The following is a 19029-nucleotide window of genomic DNA, read 5'->3' as shown; positions in this document are numbered from 1 at the left end:
CAATTTGCGCAAAGATGAAAATTGATGAATTTAGAATTTTTGAAGGTAGAAATATATATTCTCATAGAAAATGTATAAAAATGTGCGTAGATTTAGATGGATATAGAGATATTCCTACTAAGGATATAGAAGGATTTAATGAAAAATTACTAGAAATAATGCCTCAATTAAATAAGCATAGATGTGGTATAGATGAAGACCATGGTTTTAGGAAAAGATTAGAAGAAGGTACTTATCTTTCACATGTGTGTGAACACATTATACTAGGTATTCAAAATATTCTGGATTTAGATGTAGCATATGGTAAATCTAGAGAAATAGAAGGTGATAAATACTACATAATATATGAATATATTTACAAAGATACAGCAGTAGAAATAGGTAAGATGGCAGTAAAGTTAGTTAACTGCTTAATAGATAAAAAAGAATTTGATTTTAATATTGAATTAGAAGCAATAAAAAGTATATTAAGAAACGAAGAATTAGGATCTAGTTCTGCTGCTATAATCGAAGAAGCTAAAAAAAGAAAAATACCTGTTATGAGATTAGCGGAGGGAAGCATATTTCAATTAGGGTATGGAAAATATAGTAAAATTATTGAGGCTACTATTTCACATAATACGAGGTCAATATCTGTAGATATTTCCTGTGATAAATTACTGACTAAAGAAATACTTTATAATCAATGCTTACCTGTGGCTTACGGATGTATAGTAAGAAACAGTTTAGAACTTATGTTTAAAGCAGAAAAAATAGGCTATCCCATAGTATTAAAGCCGAGATTTGGTAATCAAGGCAAAGGTGTATTTGTAAATATAAAAAATGAAAAAGAGGCACTAAATGCATACAGGATACTGTCTAAGAATTTTAGTGAGGTAATACTTGAACAATATATATCAGGTAGGGATTACAGAGTTTGCTTAGTAGACGGTAAAGTTGTTGCTGTTGCAGAAAGAATTCCTCCTTATATCATAGGCGACGGAATAAGTACCATTAAAGAACTTATAAGTAAAATAAATGAAGATACTAGAAGGGGAGAAGATCATGAAAAAAACCTGACTAAAATAAAAGTAAATGATGAACTTAAAGAATATATATCAAAAAGCGGATATAGTTTAGAATCTATTCTGCCAGATAAAGAAAAAGTAGTTTTAAGAGAAAATGCAAATTTATCAACAGGTGGAGAAGCTATAGATTGCACTGATACAATTTGTAAAGAAAATATAGATATATGTGAAAGAGCTGCAAGGACATTGGAAATTGATATATGTGGAATAGATATTTGTTGCCCAGATATAAGTAAACCTCTAAATAAAGAGGGAGTAATAATAGAAATAAATGCTGCTCCAGGAATAAGAATGCATCAATATCCAAGCTATGGTAAAAGCAGAAACGTGGCAGGTACTATTGTGGATATGATGTTTAAAAATGATTCTAAGAGCATACCTGTAGTATCTATTACTGGAACTAATGGTAAAACCACTACTACAAGATTAATTGGCCACGTTTTAAGTAAAGCCGGTTACAATGTTGGAATGACAACTACTGGAGGAATATATATAAATAATAAATGTATAAGTAAAGGGGATACTACAGGATATTATAGTGCTAAAACAGTTCTCACAAATAGAGAAATAGATGCAGCAGTATTAGAGACGGCCAGAGGTGGAATAATAAGAAAAGGTTTAGCCTATGACTTGGCAGATGTAGGGGTCATAACTAATATTACAGAGGATCATTTAGGAATAGATAATGTGGAAACCATTGAAGATTTAGCTTATGTTAAATCACTTGTGGGAGAAGCCGTAAAGGAAGATGGGTATGTGGTTTTAAATGCAGATGATGCTGTTAGTGCAAGTATAATAAAAAGAGTGAAGAGTAATATAATTATGTTTTCTAAGGATAAGCTTAATTCTATGCTTAAAGAGAATATAAATAAGGGTGGATATGGTATATATACTGAAGAAGGTATTATATATTTAGAGAAAGATGGAGAAGTACATTCTATAGTAAGAGTAAAAGATATAAAAATTACAGTAGGCGGAAAACTTATTCATAATATAGAAAATGCAATGGCAGCTTGCGCTGCATTGATTGGTTTAAATATAGATTATGCTACTATAAAAGAAGGGTTAACAGACTTTTATGGTAATGCAGAATTCAATCCTGGTAGATTCAATATGTATAATGTAAATGGAGCTACAGTAGTTCTAGATTACGGACATAATATAGAAGGATATAAAGCTGTACTTAAGGGAGCTAAAGATATAAAGCATAATAGATTGGTAGGTATAATAGGTGTTCCAGGAGATAGAAGTGACAGTAGTGTAGAAGAACTAGGAAAAATATCAGGAGATAACTTTGATTATATATATATTAAAGAAGATAAAGATAAAAGAGGTAGGAAAACAGGAGAAATAGCTGCAATGCTAGAAAAGGGAGTTTTAAAATCTAGTTTTGATAATAAAAAAATAAAAGTAATACTTGATGAAAAAGAAGCCTTAGAAGAAGCTATAAATAGTGCTAGAATAGGAGATTTAATTATAATATTTTTTGAAGACTTAGAACCTCTAGTAGATTTAGTTAAAGCTAAAATTGAAGAGAGTACTATTAAATCTAGTATTAAGTCTGCAGCAATGGTATAAACAACATGTTATATTAAAGCTATATTTTTGAGTAAGTAACTTATAAACTTTATTTATAAGGATTACAAACTTAAAAGTATAGCTTTAATTTTAATCATGTATTATACTATTTTTTAGTGGTATTAAATTATTTCTTGGAGGATTAAAATGTTAGTGAAAGCCTATGCTAAAATTAATTTATCATTAGATGTTGTAGGAAAAAGAGAAGATGGTTATCATTTACTAAGAATGATAATGCAAACAATAGATCTATATGATATTTTAAATATTACAAGAGTGCAAAGTGGGATAAACATTACCTGTAATAAAGAGTATGTTCCCACTGATGAAAGAAACTTAGCATATAAAGCGGCTAGTCTTTTTATGGATACATATAAAATTGATACAGGGGTAGATATTTACTTAAAAAAATATATCCCTATATCAGCGGGACTTGCTGGTGGAAGTACTGATGCTGCAGCGGTTTTAAAGACTATGAGGGATATTTTCAAGCCGGAAATACAAGATAAAGAATTAATGGAGCTTGGTGTTAAAATTGGGGCAGATGTTCCGTATTGTATATTAGGAGGAACAGCTCTTTGTGAGGGGATAGGAGAAAAAATAACTATACTAAAACCTTTTAAAAATCACATTTTAGTAGTTGTTAAGCCTTCTTTTGGGGTATCCACTAAGGATGTTTATAAAAGTTTAATATTAGAGAGAATTAGAAGGCATCCGGATACAGATTTTTTAATAGAACTTATTGAGGAAAATGACCTATTTAAAGTTAATAAAAATATGAAAAACGTTCTAGAAAATGTCACCCTTAGAAAGCATCCTATACTAAAAAGTATAAAGCATGAAATGATTAATTTAGGGGCAATAGGATCATTAATGAGTGGAAGTGGTCCTACAATATTTGGTTTTTTTGAGGATATGTTAAAGGCTCAAAATTGTTATGATAAAATGAAAAGAAAGTACAAAGAAGTTTTTATAACAAGAACAATTTAACAAAATGGATTTTAGTTGAACCAATCCATGGACGTAGCCGCTCTTTACTCCCAGTTAAGCAGAGAGCCAAAATCTGTGATTTTGTGCGAATCGGTTAAGCAGACATACAAAATCTGTGATTTTCATATGGTCGCTTACTCTGTGAGTACTCATCTGACGTAAGGAAGATGAGTTTCCTATAAAGATGGGAGTATTAGAGCGGGTAGTCATCGGATAAAACGGAAAAAGAGATGATTTGTAGGTTTTTACCTATAAATCATCTCTTTTGTTTAGGTTATATGAATAAATGAGATTTAAAAAGATAAAAATAACCTATGGTTACCTATAGAGTTAGGAGTGGATAGATTGAGATTGATAAGATTATTTGATAAGTACTTTTTAATACTTATGGTTATACAAGGATTTGTAGTAGGGTTTATTGATTCAAGAAGATTTAAGAATTTTAAGATAAATCATATGGCTAGAAAAGCAAAGATTATAGGTAGAGCTTCTATTGTAGTTGCTCTAACATTATATTTGATAACAAAATATATCGCGTAAAATATTTATAAATTAAACATAATAAAAAGGAAGTGGTGACTGTTGAAAGAAGATATAAGAGACTCCATATCCTTAAAAACTGAGGAAAATTTTCAATACATAAAAGAATTATTAAAGGATAACTCTGATGTAGTATTCAGAAACTTTTATTCAGGCAATCTTAAATCTGCACTAATATACATAGATGGAATGGCAGATAAACTATTACTAAATAACTTTGTTCTTGAAACTCTTATGGTTATAGGTTCTAGTGTAACTGAAGTAGATGAAATAAAGGATAGAATTTTAACGGTTTCAGATATAAGAGAAGTTGAGAAGCTTAGTGAGGGTATAAATGCAATGCTCTCAGGAGATACGCTTATGTTTATTGAAGGATTAGATGTATGCTATGTTATAGCTTCTCGTGCTTGGCCTGTTAGGGGCGTATCTGAACCATCGGGAGAAACTGTAATAAGAGGGGCTAGAGAAGGTTTTACTGAGACAATAAGATTTAATACAGCTTTAGTTAGAAGAAGAATAAGAGATACAAGGCTTAAGGTAGTACCTAAGTCCCTAGGAGTAAGATCTAAAACTGACATTGCTGTAATGTATATTGATGATATTGTAAATAAAGATATGCTAGAAGAAGTATTTAAAAGACTAGAAAAAATAAAAATAGATGCAGTACTTGATAGTGGATATATAGAACAGCTCATAGAGGATAGCAAGTGGTCTCTGTTTCCACAAGTTCAGAGTACTGAACGACCTGATGTAACTGCTGCAGCTTTATATGAGGGAAGAATAGCTATACTAGTGGATAACTCACCATTTGTTATAATTGTACCAGTGACCATGCCAAATCTGTTTCAGTCACCTGATGACTATTACCAGAGATGGATTTATGGATCAGTGTTACGATTAATAAGATTTTTTTCAATTCTAGTCTCTTTGACACTTCCAGCCCTTTATGTAGCAGTCACATCCTTCCATACAGCTATAATTCCTACTAAAATGGCATACTTTATAGCTGCATCTAGAGAAGGGGTTCCTTTTCCGGCCTTTATTGAAGCTATAGTTATGGAGGTTAGTCTTGCATTTTTATTAGAGTCTATAGCAAGGTTACCTAAAGCCATAGGTGCTACTATTGGTATAGTAGGCGGATTAATCATTGGGCAGGCAGCAGTTACTGCAGGAATAGTAAGCCCTATAATGATAATAATAGTTTCAGTAACTGCTATTACTAGCTTTACTTCACCAAGCTATGAAATGACTTTAGCTTTTAGAATACTGAGATTTATGCTGATTATTTCAGCTGCAATTGCTGGATTGTACGGAATAATGATTGCATTAATTATATTACTTATACACCTAGTACGGCTAAAAAGTTTTGGAGTTTCTTATCTAGCTCCAGTAGTAAATCCAGATATAAATGATTTTAAAGACATGTATATAAGACTTCCTATAGGCTTTTTTAGGAAGAGACCAGAATATATGGATACGGGAGATAAAGTAAGACAGAAATAGAGGTGATTTATCTTTTATGAATAATAAAGAATTTGTCACGCCTTATGGATTATTTGCAAGCATTGTTGTAACTGTGATTGGTGTAGGGATTTTCTCTTATCCAAGAAATATGGCGGAAGCGGTTGGTACTGGTGGATGGATTGTAACTATAATAGGTGGATTTCTAAGTTATATATTGATACATATTTCATATAAAGCTATAAAGATTAATAACTTTAAAAAGTTTTATGAAATTGTAGATGATAACTTTGGAAGGCTTATAGGCATAGTTTTATCTTTAATTTTTGTAGCATCTATCTTGGCATCAGTATCATTAGGCATGAGAGTATTTGTAGAAGTCATTAAGATGTATTTGCTGGAAAAAACACCAACAGAGTTTATATTAATTATAACCATACTTACAGGGGTTTACCTTATAAGAGGAGAAATAGATGCTTTAATAAAATTTAATGAAATTAGTTTTTGGATAATGTTTATTCCTATAATTATAGTGCTTATTCTTACTTTAAATAAAACAGATCTTACAAACATATTTCCCATATTAGCCAACAAACCTGTTGAATATTTAAAAAGCTTAAAAGGTACTGTTTATAGTTTTGGAGGACTTGAAATTATTTATATGTTAACTCCATTTATGAAAGATAGAAAGAAGGTTCCAAGAGCTGCACTAAAGGCTGTAGGTTTTATAACTGCTTTTTATATTGTTATAGTATTGTTTACATTAGCAATATTTTCAAAAGAACAAAGTAAAGTGCTATTATGGCCTACTATTACTATGATTCAATCAATATATATACCTGGAGCATTCATAGAAAGGTGGGAAGGGGTAGTAATGGCATTGTGGGTAGTATTCTACTTTACTACCTTCTCCAATTCTTATTATTTATGTACTGATATAGTCAAAGACATGTTTAGGTTGCAAGATATAAAAGTTGCATCTGTTTTAGTGGCTCCATTTGTATATGCTATAGCCATGTACCCAGAGAATATAGCCGAAATTTATAATGCAAATGATAATATAATGCCTTTATTTTCATTATTTATTTTAGTTATACTTCCTTTAATGCTTATTTTAGTTACTCCTTTAAGAAAGGGAATTAAAAGGGGGGGAAGTAGGAAATGAGATTAAAAAAACTTTTATCCTTAATTTTGATGTGTATAATACTAAGTGGATGTTGGGATAAAATTGAAATAGATAGAAAAAGTCTTATATCTGCTGCTGCAATAGATGTAGGTGAACAGATTGATAAAGAGAAAGAAATGAAAGATTTGAGACCTGATGAACCTTTCACTGGCATGGATTTAAAGAAGCTCCATGTTACTTTTGGAGCACCTGATATAAGTAAACTAGGGCCTGAAAAAGGAGTAAGTGCAGAAGATATATACATAAACTCTGATGGATACTCTATGGTAGATGTAATAAATAATGCAGGGCTAAGGAGTAGTAGGGATTTAAAATTTAGTCATATAAAGCTACTAATATTAAGTAAAGATTTAATGACTCATACTGAGGTTGTAAAAGAAGTTGCTGATTATTTACAAAGAGAACCATCATTAAATAAAATGATGTATATAGTTTTATCAGAAGGTCATGCAGAAGATCTCATAAAGTTTAAACCAAGCATGGAAAAGAATATCGAAAGTTATATAAGTGGTTTAGTAGAGAATAGTCAAAGAAACGTATCTATTTTACCAGTAACTCTAACTGAATTTCTTGTACTGTTAAATCAAAATGGTAATGCTATGCTTCCTAAGCTTGAAATAGAAAAGGATAAAAAAGAAGTTAAGGTATCAGGAGTAAGCTTAATTAAAAATTATAAGCTAGTTGGAGATTTAAATCCAATAGAAACTGCGAATTTGCAGATGTTAAGAGGAACAGCTAGAGGAGTAAGAAAGGTAATATACAAAGAAAATCACCCTATAGACGTTTCTATTGATAATCTAAAGAGAAAGATAACTATGAGCAGTGAAAATGGTAAAATTGCATTTAATGTAAATTTAGAACTTGAAGGTCAAGTAAAAGACTATTATATTAATAAAGATATTTTTTCGGAGAATATGTTAAGTTACCTTGAGGAAAATCTTAGCATAGCTACAAGCAAAGAATGCGAAGAAGTAATAGAGATTACGCAAAAACAGTTAAATGTTGATCCTGTAGGATTTAGAGAATATGTGGAAAAGTACTATCCTAACACGTGGAACAGAATTAAGGATAAGTGGGATGAAATTTATAAGAATGCAGTTATACATGTGAAGGTTCGTTCAAATATAAGAAGAATAGGTGTATCAAAATAAAGTGAAATTAGAGTGAATACAATAAAAATAGCTGTCAATAATATGAGTAAATGGTTAAAAAATGATTGGGGGATTTTAAAATGAAAAAGTTATTAATAATTGCAATATGTATTTTATTTGTATTTGCTCTAAGTACAAACAATAATTTGGTGAAAAGCAGAAGTAACCAAGAAAATATAGCATCAAAAATAATTAGATTTCATGTTATAGCTAATAGTGATTCAAAAAATGACCAAGCTTTAAAATTAAAGGTAAGAGATAAAGTTTTAGAATATATACAACCAAAGCTTAATAATTCGAAAAGTATAGAAGAATCAAGAAAAATTCTTAAAGATAATAATGACCAAATAATTAATATTGCTAACAAAGTTATAAAAGAAAATGGATATAATTATTCTGTAAAGTCTATGTTATCACATGAAAATTTTCCAGTAAAAACTTATGGAAACATAACGCTGCCTCAAGGAAACTACGAAGCATATAGAATAATCATAGGAAGTGGTAAAGGCCAAAATTGGTGGTGTGTTATGTTCCCTCCACTATGTTTTGTAGATATTACAAAGGGAGAAGTTTCATATAAACAGACGGAAAAAGAAATGAAACAAGTGTTATCGCCAGATGAATATAAAGTTATAGATAACAGTTTAACAGATGTAGAATCGAAAAATAATATTAAAGTTGAATTTAAGGTGTTAAATGTATTAAAGAAATTGAAGCCAGCGCATTAAGTGCTGGACTTTTAGTTTCCCGCAAAAAGTTTACTCGCAGTTTTAGCAAAATACCTTTCAACAGACTTAAATAAAGTTTTACTAGGGTTATTTTTATGAAGAACTTTATTGTTATTATTAATGGAACAATTTGCTTTATTTTTTTGTATAAGATTATCAATAAGATTAAATATATCATTACCCGAATATGGTTTAGAAAACTTAGAGCAGTTCTCTCTCATGGCATTTAACTTTTCTTTGGATTCAAGAAGATCTTCTATTATCATTGTACAGTTATTTATATCTGATAAGTTAACTGCAAGATTGTGTCTCAACAAAAATTGAGCGTTCTTTTCTTCTTGTCCGGGGATTGGCGAAAAAATTCCAAGAGGAATTTCACATATCAAAGCTTCTGTAATTGTTAAGCCGCCAGGTTTTGTTAAAAGCAAATCACTGCACTGCATGTATTTATTTACCTCATTGGTAAAACCTATAACTCGAGTTTCCTTAGGAGAACTTTTAGTTAACTCTAGTATTTCAGAATAAAGTTTTTTGTTATTACCTGTAATAACTATTATTTGTATATCTTTACCAATCATATTTAGATTCTTATAGATATTTGTAATACTTCCCATACCAAGACTTCCACCCATAATTAATATAGTTGGCTTATGTACTGATAAGTTTAGCTCTTCTAGTGTATTAAATTTATCATATGTTTTTAGAAAACTAGGCCTAACAGGTATTCCTAAATTGTATATAGCACTTCGAGAAACTCCTTTTGATATCATATCCTCAATCATATCATGATTTGAAGCTACATACGCATCTATGCAGGGATGAAGCCAAGTACTATGGGAGTAGTAATCGGTAATTATACAAATAGATGGAATATTTACATTGTACTTTGATTTCATTACAGATACCATTTCTGTGGAAAATGAATGAGTACATACTAGAATATCGGGATTAAATTCGTCTATTAAAGGTAGCAGCTTGTGCGTCATAATCTTAATAAGCTTAGAACTTATTATAGTTGCTAATTTATAATTACCTTCAGAATGAGTATACAACTTTCCGTAAAGGGATGGAGTAACCTTTAATGTCTTTAAATAGCCTCCAATTACTACTTTGTCTATTATAGGATTTATATATTTCAAAGTATCTACAATTTTTATATCTGATGACGAGCTATTAAAATTTATGTAATCTTTTATAGCCTCTGCAGCGTGACTATGTCCTCCGCCAGCAGAAACCGAAAGAATTAATACTTTCATTTAATCACCTTCTAGCTAAGTATGTAATAACATTATATAAAATGTAAGAGATATAATAAATATATTTAAAGAACAATTAAGAAAAAATTAATATTGGTAAGGAAAAATTAATATTGTGGAAACAGGAATTTTTAACCATTTAACTGCCGGATCAGAGGTTCTCTATTTTGCAATCCATAGTGTTAGGACTACTTATGCATTGGGTTGGTTCAACTACACACCAGACAAAATCAATGCAATGTAAGTTGTACTTTATTATTAGATAAAACTCTAAATAGTTACTTTATATAGTATACGCATATATTTATAAAGTTTGCAAATTATTGTTAAGAATTTAAACAAGTTTTTATATAGTGAATAACAATTATCCAAATACAGATAATATAGCATATATAGCTTATTCAAATACACATATTATATTACATAAATTTAGGAGGGATCTTTATGAAAATCACGAGAAAAAGAATAGTATATACTGCACTAGTTACTCTAATAGTAGTATTTTCAAGTACTTATGCTGTTCTTATGACTTTAGAAAGAACTGATTTACGAAACTATCTTCAAGCCCAGTATAGCAAAAGTATGTATGATCTCATTGACTCTGTACAAAACATAAGAGTTAACCTAGGAAAAGCAGAAATAGTTGGATCCAGAGAACAAGGAATCACTGTTTTTGAGGAAATTTTTAGACACTCATCAGTAGCAAATGATAAAATTCACTCTCTTCCCGTATCACAAACGACTATAAGTGATACAAGTAAGTTTTTGTCTCAGGTTGGAGATTTTTCTTATTCTTTGGCTAAAGCGTCTTCAGAAGGTAGAGAATTAAATGATAACGACTATGCTACAATAGATAGGTTGAAAGATGAATCTTTTAAGTTAGAACAGCAGCTTAAGCAAGTTTCCGATGACATAAACGAAGGAAACGTAAAATGGGGAGAAATTAGAAGAAAAGCTAGTGGTGTTTTAGCTAGTAACAAAGGAAACGAGTTATCTGATATGTTTACAGGGATTCAAAAGCAGGTAGCAGAATATCCAGCATTAATTTATGATGGACCTTTTTCAGATAACACCTTAGAAATAAAACCAAAGGTAAATTCTCAGAAAGACGTTTCTCAAAAACAAGCAGAAGAAACCGCAAGAAACATTATAGGAAAAGATAGAATAGATAGTATACAACAATTACCTAACGAAGGTAAAGGTAGAATAGATTCTTATAGGTTTTCTGCACTTTTAAAAGGACGAAAAGATAACAATGAGACAGTGGTATGTGAAATAAGTAAAAAAGGCGGAAAAATATTATATTTACTTAATAACAGAAGTGTTGGCTCTGCAAAAATAGACTCTAAAAAAGCAGGAGACATAGGGAGTAATTATCTTGCTAATATAGGATATAAGAATATGATTTCAACTTATTCATTAAATTATGATAACATTACTGTAATAAATTATGTATACAAACAGCAGGATACTGTGATTTATCCAGATCAGATAAAACTTAAGGTAGCTTTAGATGACGGAAGTATAGTTGGCATAGAAGCTGAAAAATATCTTACAGCTCATGAAGATAACAGAAATATAGGAACACCTAAAATAAGTGCAGAACAGGCAAGGCAAAAAGTAGGTAAAAGACTTAATATAACTAGCTCCAGAGTTGCAATTATTCCTACAGAGTCAAACAAAGAAGTTCTATGTTATGAATTTGCAGGAAACTATAAAGACGATAACTATTTAGTTTATATCAATGCGGATACAGGATATGAACAGAGAATAATGCAGATTATAAACACTCCAAATGGCGAGCTTACTATGTAAAAAATATTTTCTATTTATATAAAACTCCTACTTTTTAAGTAGGAGTTTTATATAAATAGATATATTATTGCAATTATACAGTAAAAGTTATTGATAAAGAAACAAAAATTAACTAAACTAATACTTAGAAGTTTTATACTCTTTTACGGTGTAACATTAATATAGATACCTACAAATTAAATTTAACTTATGCGTAGGAATATGTTTCCAAAACTGAAAGCACATTTAAAAACTTTTTTATCAGTCTTAGTGAAGTGTTTTAGAAAATCTTAGAACCTTAGATTGGTTAAAAGCCTAAATGGCTTTTAACGAGCGACTTATCAATGGTAATTGATAAGTTGGTCCGACAGAGCGTAGCGAGTTTATCGAAGGTTCTTAGGTTTTCTAAAACACGAACTTTAGACTGATTAAAAGTTTTTAACGTGCTGAAGTTTGGCAACATATTCCGGAGCATAAGTTAAATTTCGGGCGTGGGTATCTATACAAAAAAGTGTTTCATTGTAAATTTTTATTGTTGGAAAGGTGATTAAATATGACTAGAGCACTTGCTATGATTTCAGGAGGGCTAGATAGTACACTAGCAGCAAAACTCATAAAAGATCAAGGAATCGATGTAATAGGTATATGTTTTAAATCTTATTTTTTTGGACCGAAAAATGCCATAAAGATGACGGCTCAAATAGATATTCCGCTAGAAGTTGTAGATTTTTCTGAAGAACATTTTGAACTTGTAAAAAGTCCAAAACACGGATATGGTAAGAATATTAATCCATGCATAGATTGTCATACTATGATGTTAAATTATACTGGTAAGCTTCTAGAACGATATTCAGCAGATTTTATAATAACTGGTGAGGTACTGAATCAAAGACCTATGTCGCAAAATAAGGTTTCCCTAGATATTGTAAAAAAAGAGTCTGGTTTTAGTGATAAAATTTTAAGACCCTTATGCGCTAAAAATCTTAAACCAACTCAAATGGAACTAGATGGGTTAGTAGATAGGGAAAAGCTTTTAGATATATCAGGCAGAAGTAGAAAAATTCAAATAGAATTAGCTGAAAGGTGGGGAATCAAGGATTATCCTTCACCAGCAGGAGGATGTAAGCTAACAGAACCTAATTACGCAAAAAGATTAAAGGAACTTTTAAATTACAAGGATATCTTAGAAGTCAATGAACTAGAATTGCTAAAGTATGGTAGACACTTTAGAAATTCTGAAAAAGCCAAGATTATATCTGCAAGAACTGGTGATGAAACACAAGAGATAAAGAAGTATCTTACTGATAAAGATATGGTGTTTTTAGCAAAAGACTTTAAGGGTTCTATGGTTATAATAACGGGTGAGCCTACTGATGAAGATATAGAACTTGCAGCTAAGATAACAGCCAGATATTGTAAGGGAAAAGATGAGAATGTAATAGGAATTAAATATGGATACTTTAAACATTCTTTAAATAAATATATGGAAGTAAGCTCAGCAACAGAAGAAGAAATAAATAAAATTATAATATAAATACATAGGTTTAAAAGGAGAATTGTATGAATAAAAAAGCTATTGTTTCTATTTCTAGTAAACAAGTTGGTAATGAAGAAGAGGCCATTGAAGTAGTAACACCAGGAGATTTTTACTACAAGGATAATCTATACTATGCTGTTTATGAGGAAACCACTATATCTGGAATGGAAGGTACCACAACTACCTTAAAAATAGGAAAAAATACACTTTCTCTTATAAGAGTGGGAAATACCAGTGCAAAAATGGAATTTGAGGAAAAAAGGGAAAATATATCAATGTATAATACTCCCTATGGTACTATAGAATTAAGGATAAAAACTAACAATTTGAATATTAATATAGATAACAACGGTGGAGACATTTTTATAGATTATCACATGAGTGTTTCAGGTCAATCTTCTCAAAATACATTACTAAGTATAAATATAAAGACGCAAGATCAAAATTAAGATCTGCGTCTTTAAGTTTATTCTATGACTATCCGCGCTAATACTCCAGTTTCACTTTATATTGAAAAGTTGTATTGTTTAGAAGTTTTAAGGCAATAATTTTAGTATATAAACAATGAAACACTAGTAGTTTATATCTTGTTTAGAATAAATAAATGTGGACAATATTTAAATTAATAGTATAAAAGTTTAAGTATGGAGGTAATGATTAAATATGGCGCAATATTTTAGTGATAAAGAAGTAAAATATGAAAGAATAATAAATTTGCTTTGTAAGTATAAAGGACTGAGCAGAGAAGAACTATTTAAAATTTTAAAGGACAATGATTGTAAATATTTATTTTTTCTACTTATTAAAAAGTATGGCTGTAATGAAATAGATATGATAAAAAAAGATTTTCCATCTATGAGTAAGAATACTATGAATACTAACTTTAGAAGAGCACAAGAAAAAATGTTATTAAATAGACAAATAAGAAATATGTATTTCGAGGCAGAGGACATAATTGAAAATACTAAATAAAAGTTTCTTCGACAAAAACAAAAAAATCTATAGCATAATATATAAAAATATGATAATATAATTATTATGTTTTAAAACACAATAATACCATTTTAACTGTAGGGTAATTTTTATTATAAAACTAATAAAATATTTTGTCAATAATTACTTCAGATATCATATCAAATTCGATTATATACAATAGGGGGTGAACACTGCTTTAATTAAAGCAGGAATTCATATGAGCACAAAATATATATTTGTAACCGGAGGAGTAGTGTCTTCGCTAGGAAAAGGAATAACAGCAGCATCTTTAGGAAGACTATTAAAAAATAGAGGGCTTAAAGTTTCAATTCAAAAATTTGATCCATACATAAATATAGACCCAGGAACAATGAGTCCATATCAACATGGAGAAGTTTTTGTAACTGAAGATGGTGCTGAAACAGATCTAGACTTAGGACATTATGAAAGATTTATAGATGAAAACCTAAGCAAAAATAGTAATGTTACTACTGGTAAAGTATATTGGTCAGTAATAACAAAAGAAAGAAAAGGAGATTACCTAGGTGGTACTGTACAGGTAATTCCCCATATAACTAATGAAATTAAATCTAGAGTATATAGAGTAGCTAAAGAAAGAGACGTAGATGTAGTTATAACTGAAATTGGAGGAACTATTGGTGATATAGAATCACTACCATTCTTAGAAGCTATTAGGCAGATTAAGTATGAAGTTGGAAGAGAAAATGTATGCTTTATACATGTAACTTTAGTACCTTACTTGGGAAAATCAGGAGAATTAAAAACTAAACCTACGCAACATTCTGTTAAGGAATTAAGAAGTATAGGTATACAACCAGATGTAATAGTGTGCCGTTCTGAAAAGCCTATACCAGATGATTTGAAAGAAAAGATAGGGTTATTCTGCAACGTAGATAGAAATTCAGTTATTCAGAATCTAGATGCTGAGAATTTATATGAAGTTCCATTAATGCTTCACAAAGAAGGACTAGATACTCTTATTTGTGAAAAACTGAATTTACCATGTTGTGATATAGATAACTCTGAATGGACTAGTATGGTTAACAAGATAAAAAACTTATCTAAAAATATAACTATAGCTTTAGTTGGAAAATATGTTGAATTACATGATGCTTATATATCAGTAGTTGAAGCTTTAAGCCATGGTGGCTATGCTAATGATGCAAACGTAGATATCAAATGGATAAATGCTGTTGATGTTACAAAAGAAAATGTAGAAAGTTATTTACAAGATGTAGATGGTATTTTAGTGCCAGGTGGATTTGGTGATAGAGGTGTAGGTGGTAAGGTTGAGGCTATAAGATGGGCTAGAGAAAACAACGTTCCTTTCCTTGGAATATGTCTTGGTATGCAGTGTGCTGTAATTGAGTTTGCTAGAAATGTTTTAGGATATAAGGATGCTCATACTTCAGAAATAGACCCAGAAACAAAATACCCTGTTATAGATTTAATGCCAGACCAAAAAGATATAGATGAGAAGGGTGGAACCATGAGACTTGGTGTATACCCATGTAAGTTATCAAAGGATTCTAATTCATTTAAAGCTTACGGCGAAGAAGTTATATATGAGAGACATAGACATAGATACGAATTTAATAATGAATTCAGAAAAGTTTTAACACAATCTGGACTTATTTTATCAGGAACTAGTCCAGATGAAAGATTAGTTGAAATTGTTGAATTAAAGAATCATCCTTGGTTTGTAGCAGTTCAGTTCCATCCAGAATTAAAGTCAAGACCAAACAGACCTCATCCATTATTTAGAGACTTTATAAAAGCTTCTGTTGGTGATAAGGATGAAGAATAGAGTTTAGAATCAATGTTTATTGGCATATATTTTATATATGTCAATTTATTTTTGTCGAATAAAAATACTTAAATAAAATATAAACTGTTATATTTTATGAAGGATTTTAATAATACTTATAGAAATAATATACCTAGAGATTAAAGTTCGTTAGGGGTGAATATTATGTTAATTAATACACATCTAAGTATTGCATTAAAAAACTTTTATGGGCAATATGATTTGAAAAGATTCTCTTTGTTTGAAATAAATAAGGTTCATGAAAACTTCACCTCTCTAAGGATAAAAATTTATGATAACAAAGTGGTAGTAGTTAAGATAAAGTGTCCTCTCTGTGAAAAGCATCATTACTATAGATATAATATAAACGAATTTATGAATAAGGATTTAATTGCGGGCGGATGCGAAGTTTTAGGAATGCCTTTATTTTATATGGGTAATTATAATAAGGTAAGTAGAAGAGTTAACAAATATAATAACGTACATAAAAAAAATACATACTACAATATGATATAAGAGTAGAAGGAAAACTTCTACTCTTATATTATGAGCTTAGAAGTGAAGAGGGAGTAATGGTAAGAAGTTGTCACAAAAGTCAAAATAGATATAGGAGGCTTAGACAGCCCATTAGAGGTACTGCATGCTGGATCAGTTGAACTTTATTAGGATGTTAACTATTATATAATAAATATTAGAATAAAAATGTGGATAAAAATATTAAAAACGGGTATAATATATATTATACCCCTAACCTTTCAAAAATAGTGAAACTTTATTCAGTTGGAGTTTGTTTGGAGACTTCAGGGCCATCTTTATGCTAGCTCACACCAGCAAGCTGATGGTTAAATGTCACTTAGGTATTTAACCACTCGTCTGAATGTTAGTTGAACTGATCCAGTGTATATTAGTCCTTAACTTATCACTTGCAGAATAGAGAGTCTTAGGGCTGGTAGCGGAATGGATAAAATTCTTTTGATTATTCCCATAATATTAATATAAATTTAAAATTAAATATGTGAGGTGTTATTTTTTGGTTACTAAGGATATAGACAGCATGACTGTTACTGAACTTAAGGAATTAGCTAAAAGTTTAGGTATAAAAAACATATCTAAATATAAAAAGGCCGAGTTAATCGATGAGATAAAAAAAGTTTCGCCGGCTTATATAGAAAAAGACGGTATAATACTAAGAGAAAAGATAAGTCCTAAAAATGATTTGGTAGATACAGTAAAAGAAGTTATAACAGAGCAAAAGGAAGAATTACAAGAAACAAAATTACAGCAAGAAACAAAGCTGCAGGATGAAAAAGTAGAAGAACAAAAACCAAGTGAAGAAGAAAAAAGAGAAAAGTTAAAAGAAATGATAAATGAATCTGATACAGCTAGAGGTGTACTTGAAATAATAGAAAATAATAACTACGGATTCTTAAGAGGTAGAAATTATTTAACTGGACCCGATGATATATATGTGTCACCATCTCAAATAAGAAGATTTAATTTGAAGACCGGAGACGAAGTAAGTGGTAAAGTTAGAATCCCTAAAGAAGGGGAAAAGTTTAAAGCCTTACTTTATGTAGAAAAAGTAAATGGTGAAAACCCAGAGAGAGCAGTAGGAAGAAAGCCTTTCGAAAAACTTACGCCTATCTACCCAGAGCAAAGACTAAAACTAGAAACGGAACAATCTGATTTATCAACAAGACTCATGGATATAATATCCCCTATTGGTAAAGGTCAAAGAGGAATTATAGTTGCACCTCCTAAAGCCGGTAAAACTACTCTTCTTAAGAAAATAGCTCAGAGTTTATCTAAGAATCACCCAGATGTAAAGTTAATAGTTGTTTTAATAGATGAAAGACCAGAAGAAGTTACAGATATGCAAAGGTCTATAAAAGGAGAGGTAATTTACTCAACTTTTGATGAAGAACCAGAACATCATACAAAGGTTGCCTATATGGTGCTTGAAAGAGCAAAGAGAATGGTTGAACAAGGTCAAAATGTAGTAATTCTTCTAGATAGTATTACAAGACTTTCTAGGGCATACAATTTAACAATAACACCTACAGGAAGAACGTTATCAGGGGGATTAGATCCAGGTGCGTTAATAATGCCTAAAAAGTTTTTTGGAGCAGCAAGAAACATAGAAGAAGGTGGAAGTCTTACTATACTTGCTACAGCTCTTGTAGAGACAGGCAGCAGGATGGATGATATGATATTTGAAGAATTTAAGGGAACTGGAAACATGGAAGTTCATTTAGATAGAAGACTACAGGAGAGAAGAATATTCCCTGCCATAGACATTTATAAATCTGGTACAAGAAGAGATGATTTACTATTTGACAGCCAGGTTGAGAAGGAAACGGCGTTTAATATTAGAAAAGTATTATACGAAGAAAATAATAGTCAAAATGTAACAGAGCAGTTAATAAGTTTATTATCGAAGACTAAAAATAATCTAGATTTTATTGAGCTAATTAATAAAATGGATATAAGCAAAAATACAAATAAATAACAAAACCTGTCCTTTGACATAAAGGACAGGTTTTTTAATAAGAATAAAGAAACGAGTTTCTTTATTCTTATTATTATTCAGATTTTAGATTGAACTTCTTCATGAACTTATCAACTCTTCCACCAACGTCGATTAATTTTTGCTTACCAGTGAAGAATGGATGGCATTTAGAACATATTTCAACTTTTAATTCTTTTTGAGTAGAACCTGTTGTAAATGAGTTTCCACATGCACACTTAACTACCGCATCATGATAGTACTCTGGATGTATGCCTTCTTTCATGTTTTTCACCTCTTTCGAATATAGGGATAATCCCGAATTTTTAACTATTGTATTATAACATAGTATATTTATTAAAGTCAATAAATTAAAAGAACTCTTTAATATATAAATTAGGTCTGATAAAATATAAGATATTATACAATGAA

Annotated in this window: 16 protein-coding genes; 14 read left to right on the top strand and 2 right to left on the bottom strand. The window is 30.3% G+C overall.

What is annotated here, in order from left to right; genetic code table 11:
- The first annotated feature begins 14 nt into the window (after nt 1-14).
- The 7 genes from cphA to spoIIR all read left to right on the top strand — a co-directional run bounded on the left by cphA (nt 15) and on the right by spoIIR (nt 8701).
- Nucleotides 15-2645 carry a cyanophycin synthetase gene (gene cphA, locus HGI79_RS06130; protein ID WP_185649784.1) on the top strand — a complete coding sequence of 877 codons (2631 nt, stop codon included), beginning with the start codon at nt 15-17 and terminating at the stop codon, nt 2643-2645.
- A gap of 147 nt (nt 2646-2792) precedes the next feature.
- Complete coding sequence (gene ispE, locus HGI79_RS06125) at nt 2793-3635, top strand: 4-(cytidine 5'-diphospho)-2-C-methyl-D-erythritol kinase (RefSeq protein WP_185649783.1); 843 nt, start codon at nt 2793-2795, stop codon at nt 3633-3635.
- Nucleotides 3636-3980: 345 nt separating this feature from the next.
- Nucleotides 3981-4175, top strand: coding sequence for a CLC_0170 family protein (locus tag HGI79_RS06120; protein WP_185649782.1), 195 nt, complete (start codon nt 3981-3983; stop codon nt 4173-4175).
- 42 nt (nt 4176-4217) lie between these two features.
- Nucleotides 4218-5678: a spore germination protein gene (locus HGI79_RS06115; RefSeq protein ID WP_185649781.1), complete on the top strand. Its 1461-nt coding sequence runs from the start codon at nt 4218-4220 to the stop codon at nt 5676-5678.
- A gap of 16 nt (nt 5679-5694) precedes the next feature.
- Nucleotides 5695-6801, top strand: a complete 1107-nt coding sequence (locus HGI79_RS22695; RefSeq protein WP_241428154.1) for an endospore germination permease — start codon at nt 5695-5697, stop codon at nt 6799-6801.
- Nucleotides 6798-7973, top strand: a complete 1176-nt coding sequence (locus HGI79_RS22690; RefSeq protein WP_241428153.1) for a Ger(x)C family spore germination protein — start codon at nt 6798-6800, stop codon at nt 7971-7973. Before HGI79_RS22695 ends, HGI79_RS22690 begins: the two co-directional genes overlap by 4 nt.
- 80 nt (nt 7974-8053) lie before the next feature.
- Nucleotides 8054-8701 (top strand): stage II sporulation protein R, encoded by a 648-nt coding sequence (gene spoIIR / locus HGI79_RS06105; protein ID WP_185649780.1) that lies wholly within the window; start codon nt 8054-8056, stop codon nt 8699-8701.
- Between the two features lie 11 nt (nt 8702-8712).
- On the opposite strand, the gene HGI79_RS06100 is transcribed toward spoIIR, so the two are convergent.
- Nucleotides 8713-9957 (bottom strand): MGDG synthase family glycosyltransferase, encoded by a 1245-nt coding sequence (locus tag HGI79_RS06100; RefSeq protein WP_185649779.1) that lies wholly within the window; start codon nt 9955-9957, stop codon nt 8713-8715.
- 444 nt (nt 9958-10401) lie between these two features.
- Between HGI79_RS06100 and ypeB the strand changes: the two genes are divergently transcribed.
- From ypeB to rho, 7 genes are all read left to right on the top strand, one after another.
- Entirely contained in the window at nt 10402-11772 is a 1371-nt protein-coding gene (ypeB, locus tag HGI79_RS06095; RefSeq protein ID WP_185649778.1) for a germination protein YpeB, read from the top strand.
- Nucleotides 11773-12304: 532 nt separating this feature from the next.
- The gene (locus HGI79_RS06090) at nt 12305-13285 is read left to right on the top strand and encodes a tRNA 4-thiouridine(8) synthase ThiI (protein WP_185649777.1); all 981 of its coding nucleotides are present in this window, start codon (nt 12305-12307) and stop codon (nt 13283-13285) included.
- A gap of 26 nt (nt 13286-13311) precedes the next feature.
- Nucleotides 13312-13737, top strand: coding sequence for a DUF1934 domain-containing protein (locus HGI79_RS06085; RefSeq protein ID WP_185649776.1), 426 nt, complete (start codon nt 13312-13314; stop codon nt 13735-13737).
- Nucleotides 13738-13951: 214 nt separating this feature from the next.
- A complete protein-coding gene (locus tag HGI79_RS06080; RefSeq protein ID WP_185649775.1) occupies nt 13952-14260 on the top strand; it encodes a ribose-5-phosphate isomerase in 309 nt (102 codons plus the stop codon).
- Between the two features lie 220 nt (nt 14261-14480).
- Entirely contained in the window at nt 14481-16091 is a 1611-nt protein-coding gene (locus HGI79_RS06075; protein WP_185649774.1) for a CTP synthase, read from the top strand.
- A gap of 165 nt (nt 16092-16256) precedes the next feature.
- Complete coding sequence (locus HGI79_RS06070; RefSeq protein ID WP_185649773.1) at nt 16257-16607, top strand: hypothetical protein; 351 nt, start codon at nt 16257-16259, stop codon at nt 16605-16607.
- Between the two features lie 538 nt (nt 16608-17145).
- Complete coding sequence (gene rho, locus HGI79_RS06065; RefSeq protein ID WP_395939515.1) at nt 17146-18600, top strand: transcription termination factor Rho; 1455 nt, start codon at nt 17146-17148, stop codon at nt 18598-18600.
- A 73-nt stretch (nt 18601-18673) separates the two neighbouring features.
- On the opposite strand, the gene rpmE is transcribed toward rho, so the two are convergent.
- Nucleotides 18674-18883, bottom strand: a complete 210-nt coding sequence (gene rpmE, locus HGI79_RS06060; protein WP_185649771.1) for a 50S ribosomal protein L31 — start codon at nt 18881-18883, stop codon at nt 18674-18676.
- Nucleotides 18884-19029: the final 146 nt, after the last annotated feature.

Source organism: Clostridium sp. DJ247 (genome assembly GCF_014231265.1).
This window is presented reverse-complemented; position numbering and strand designations above follow the sequence as displayed.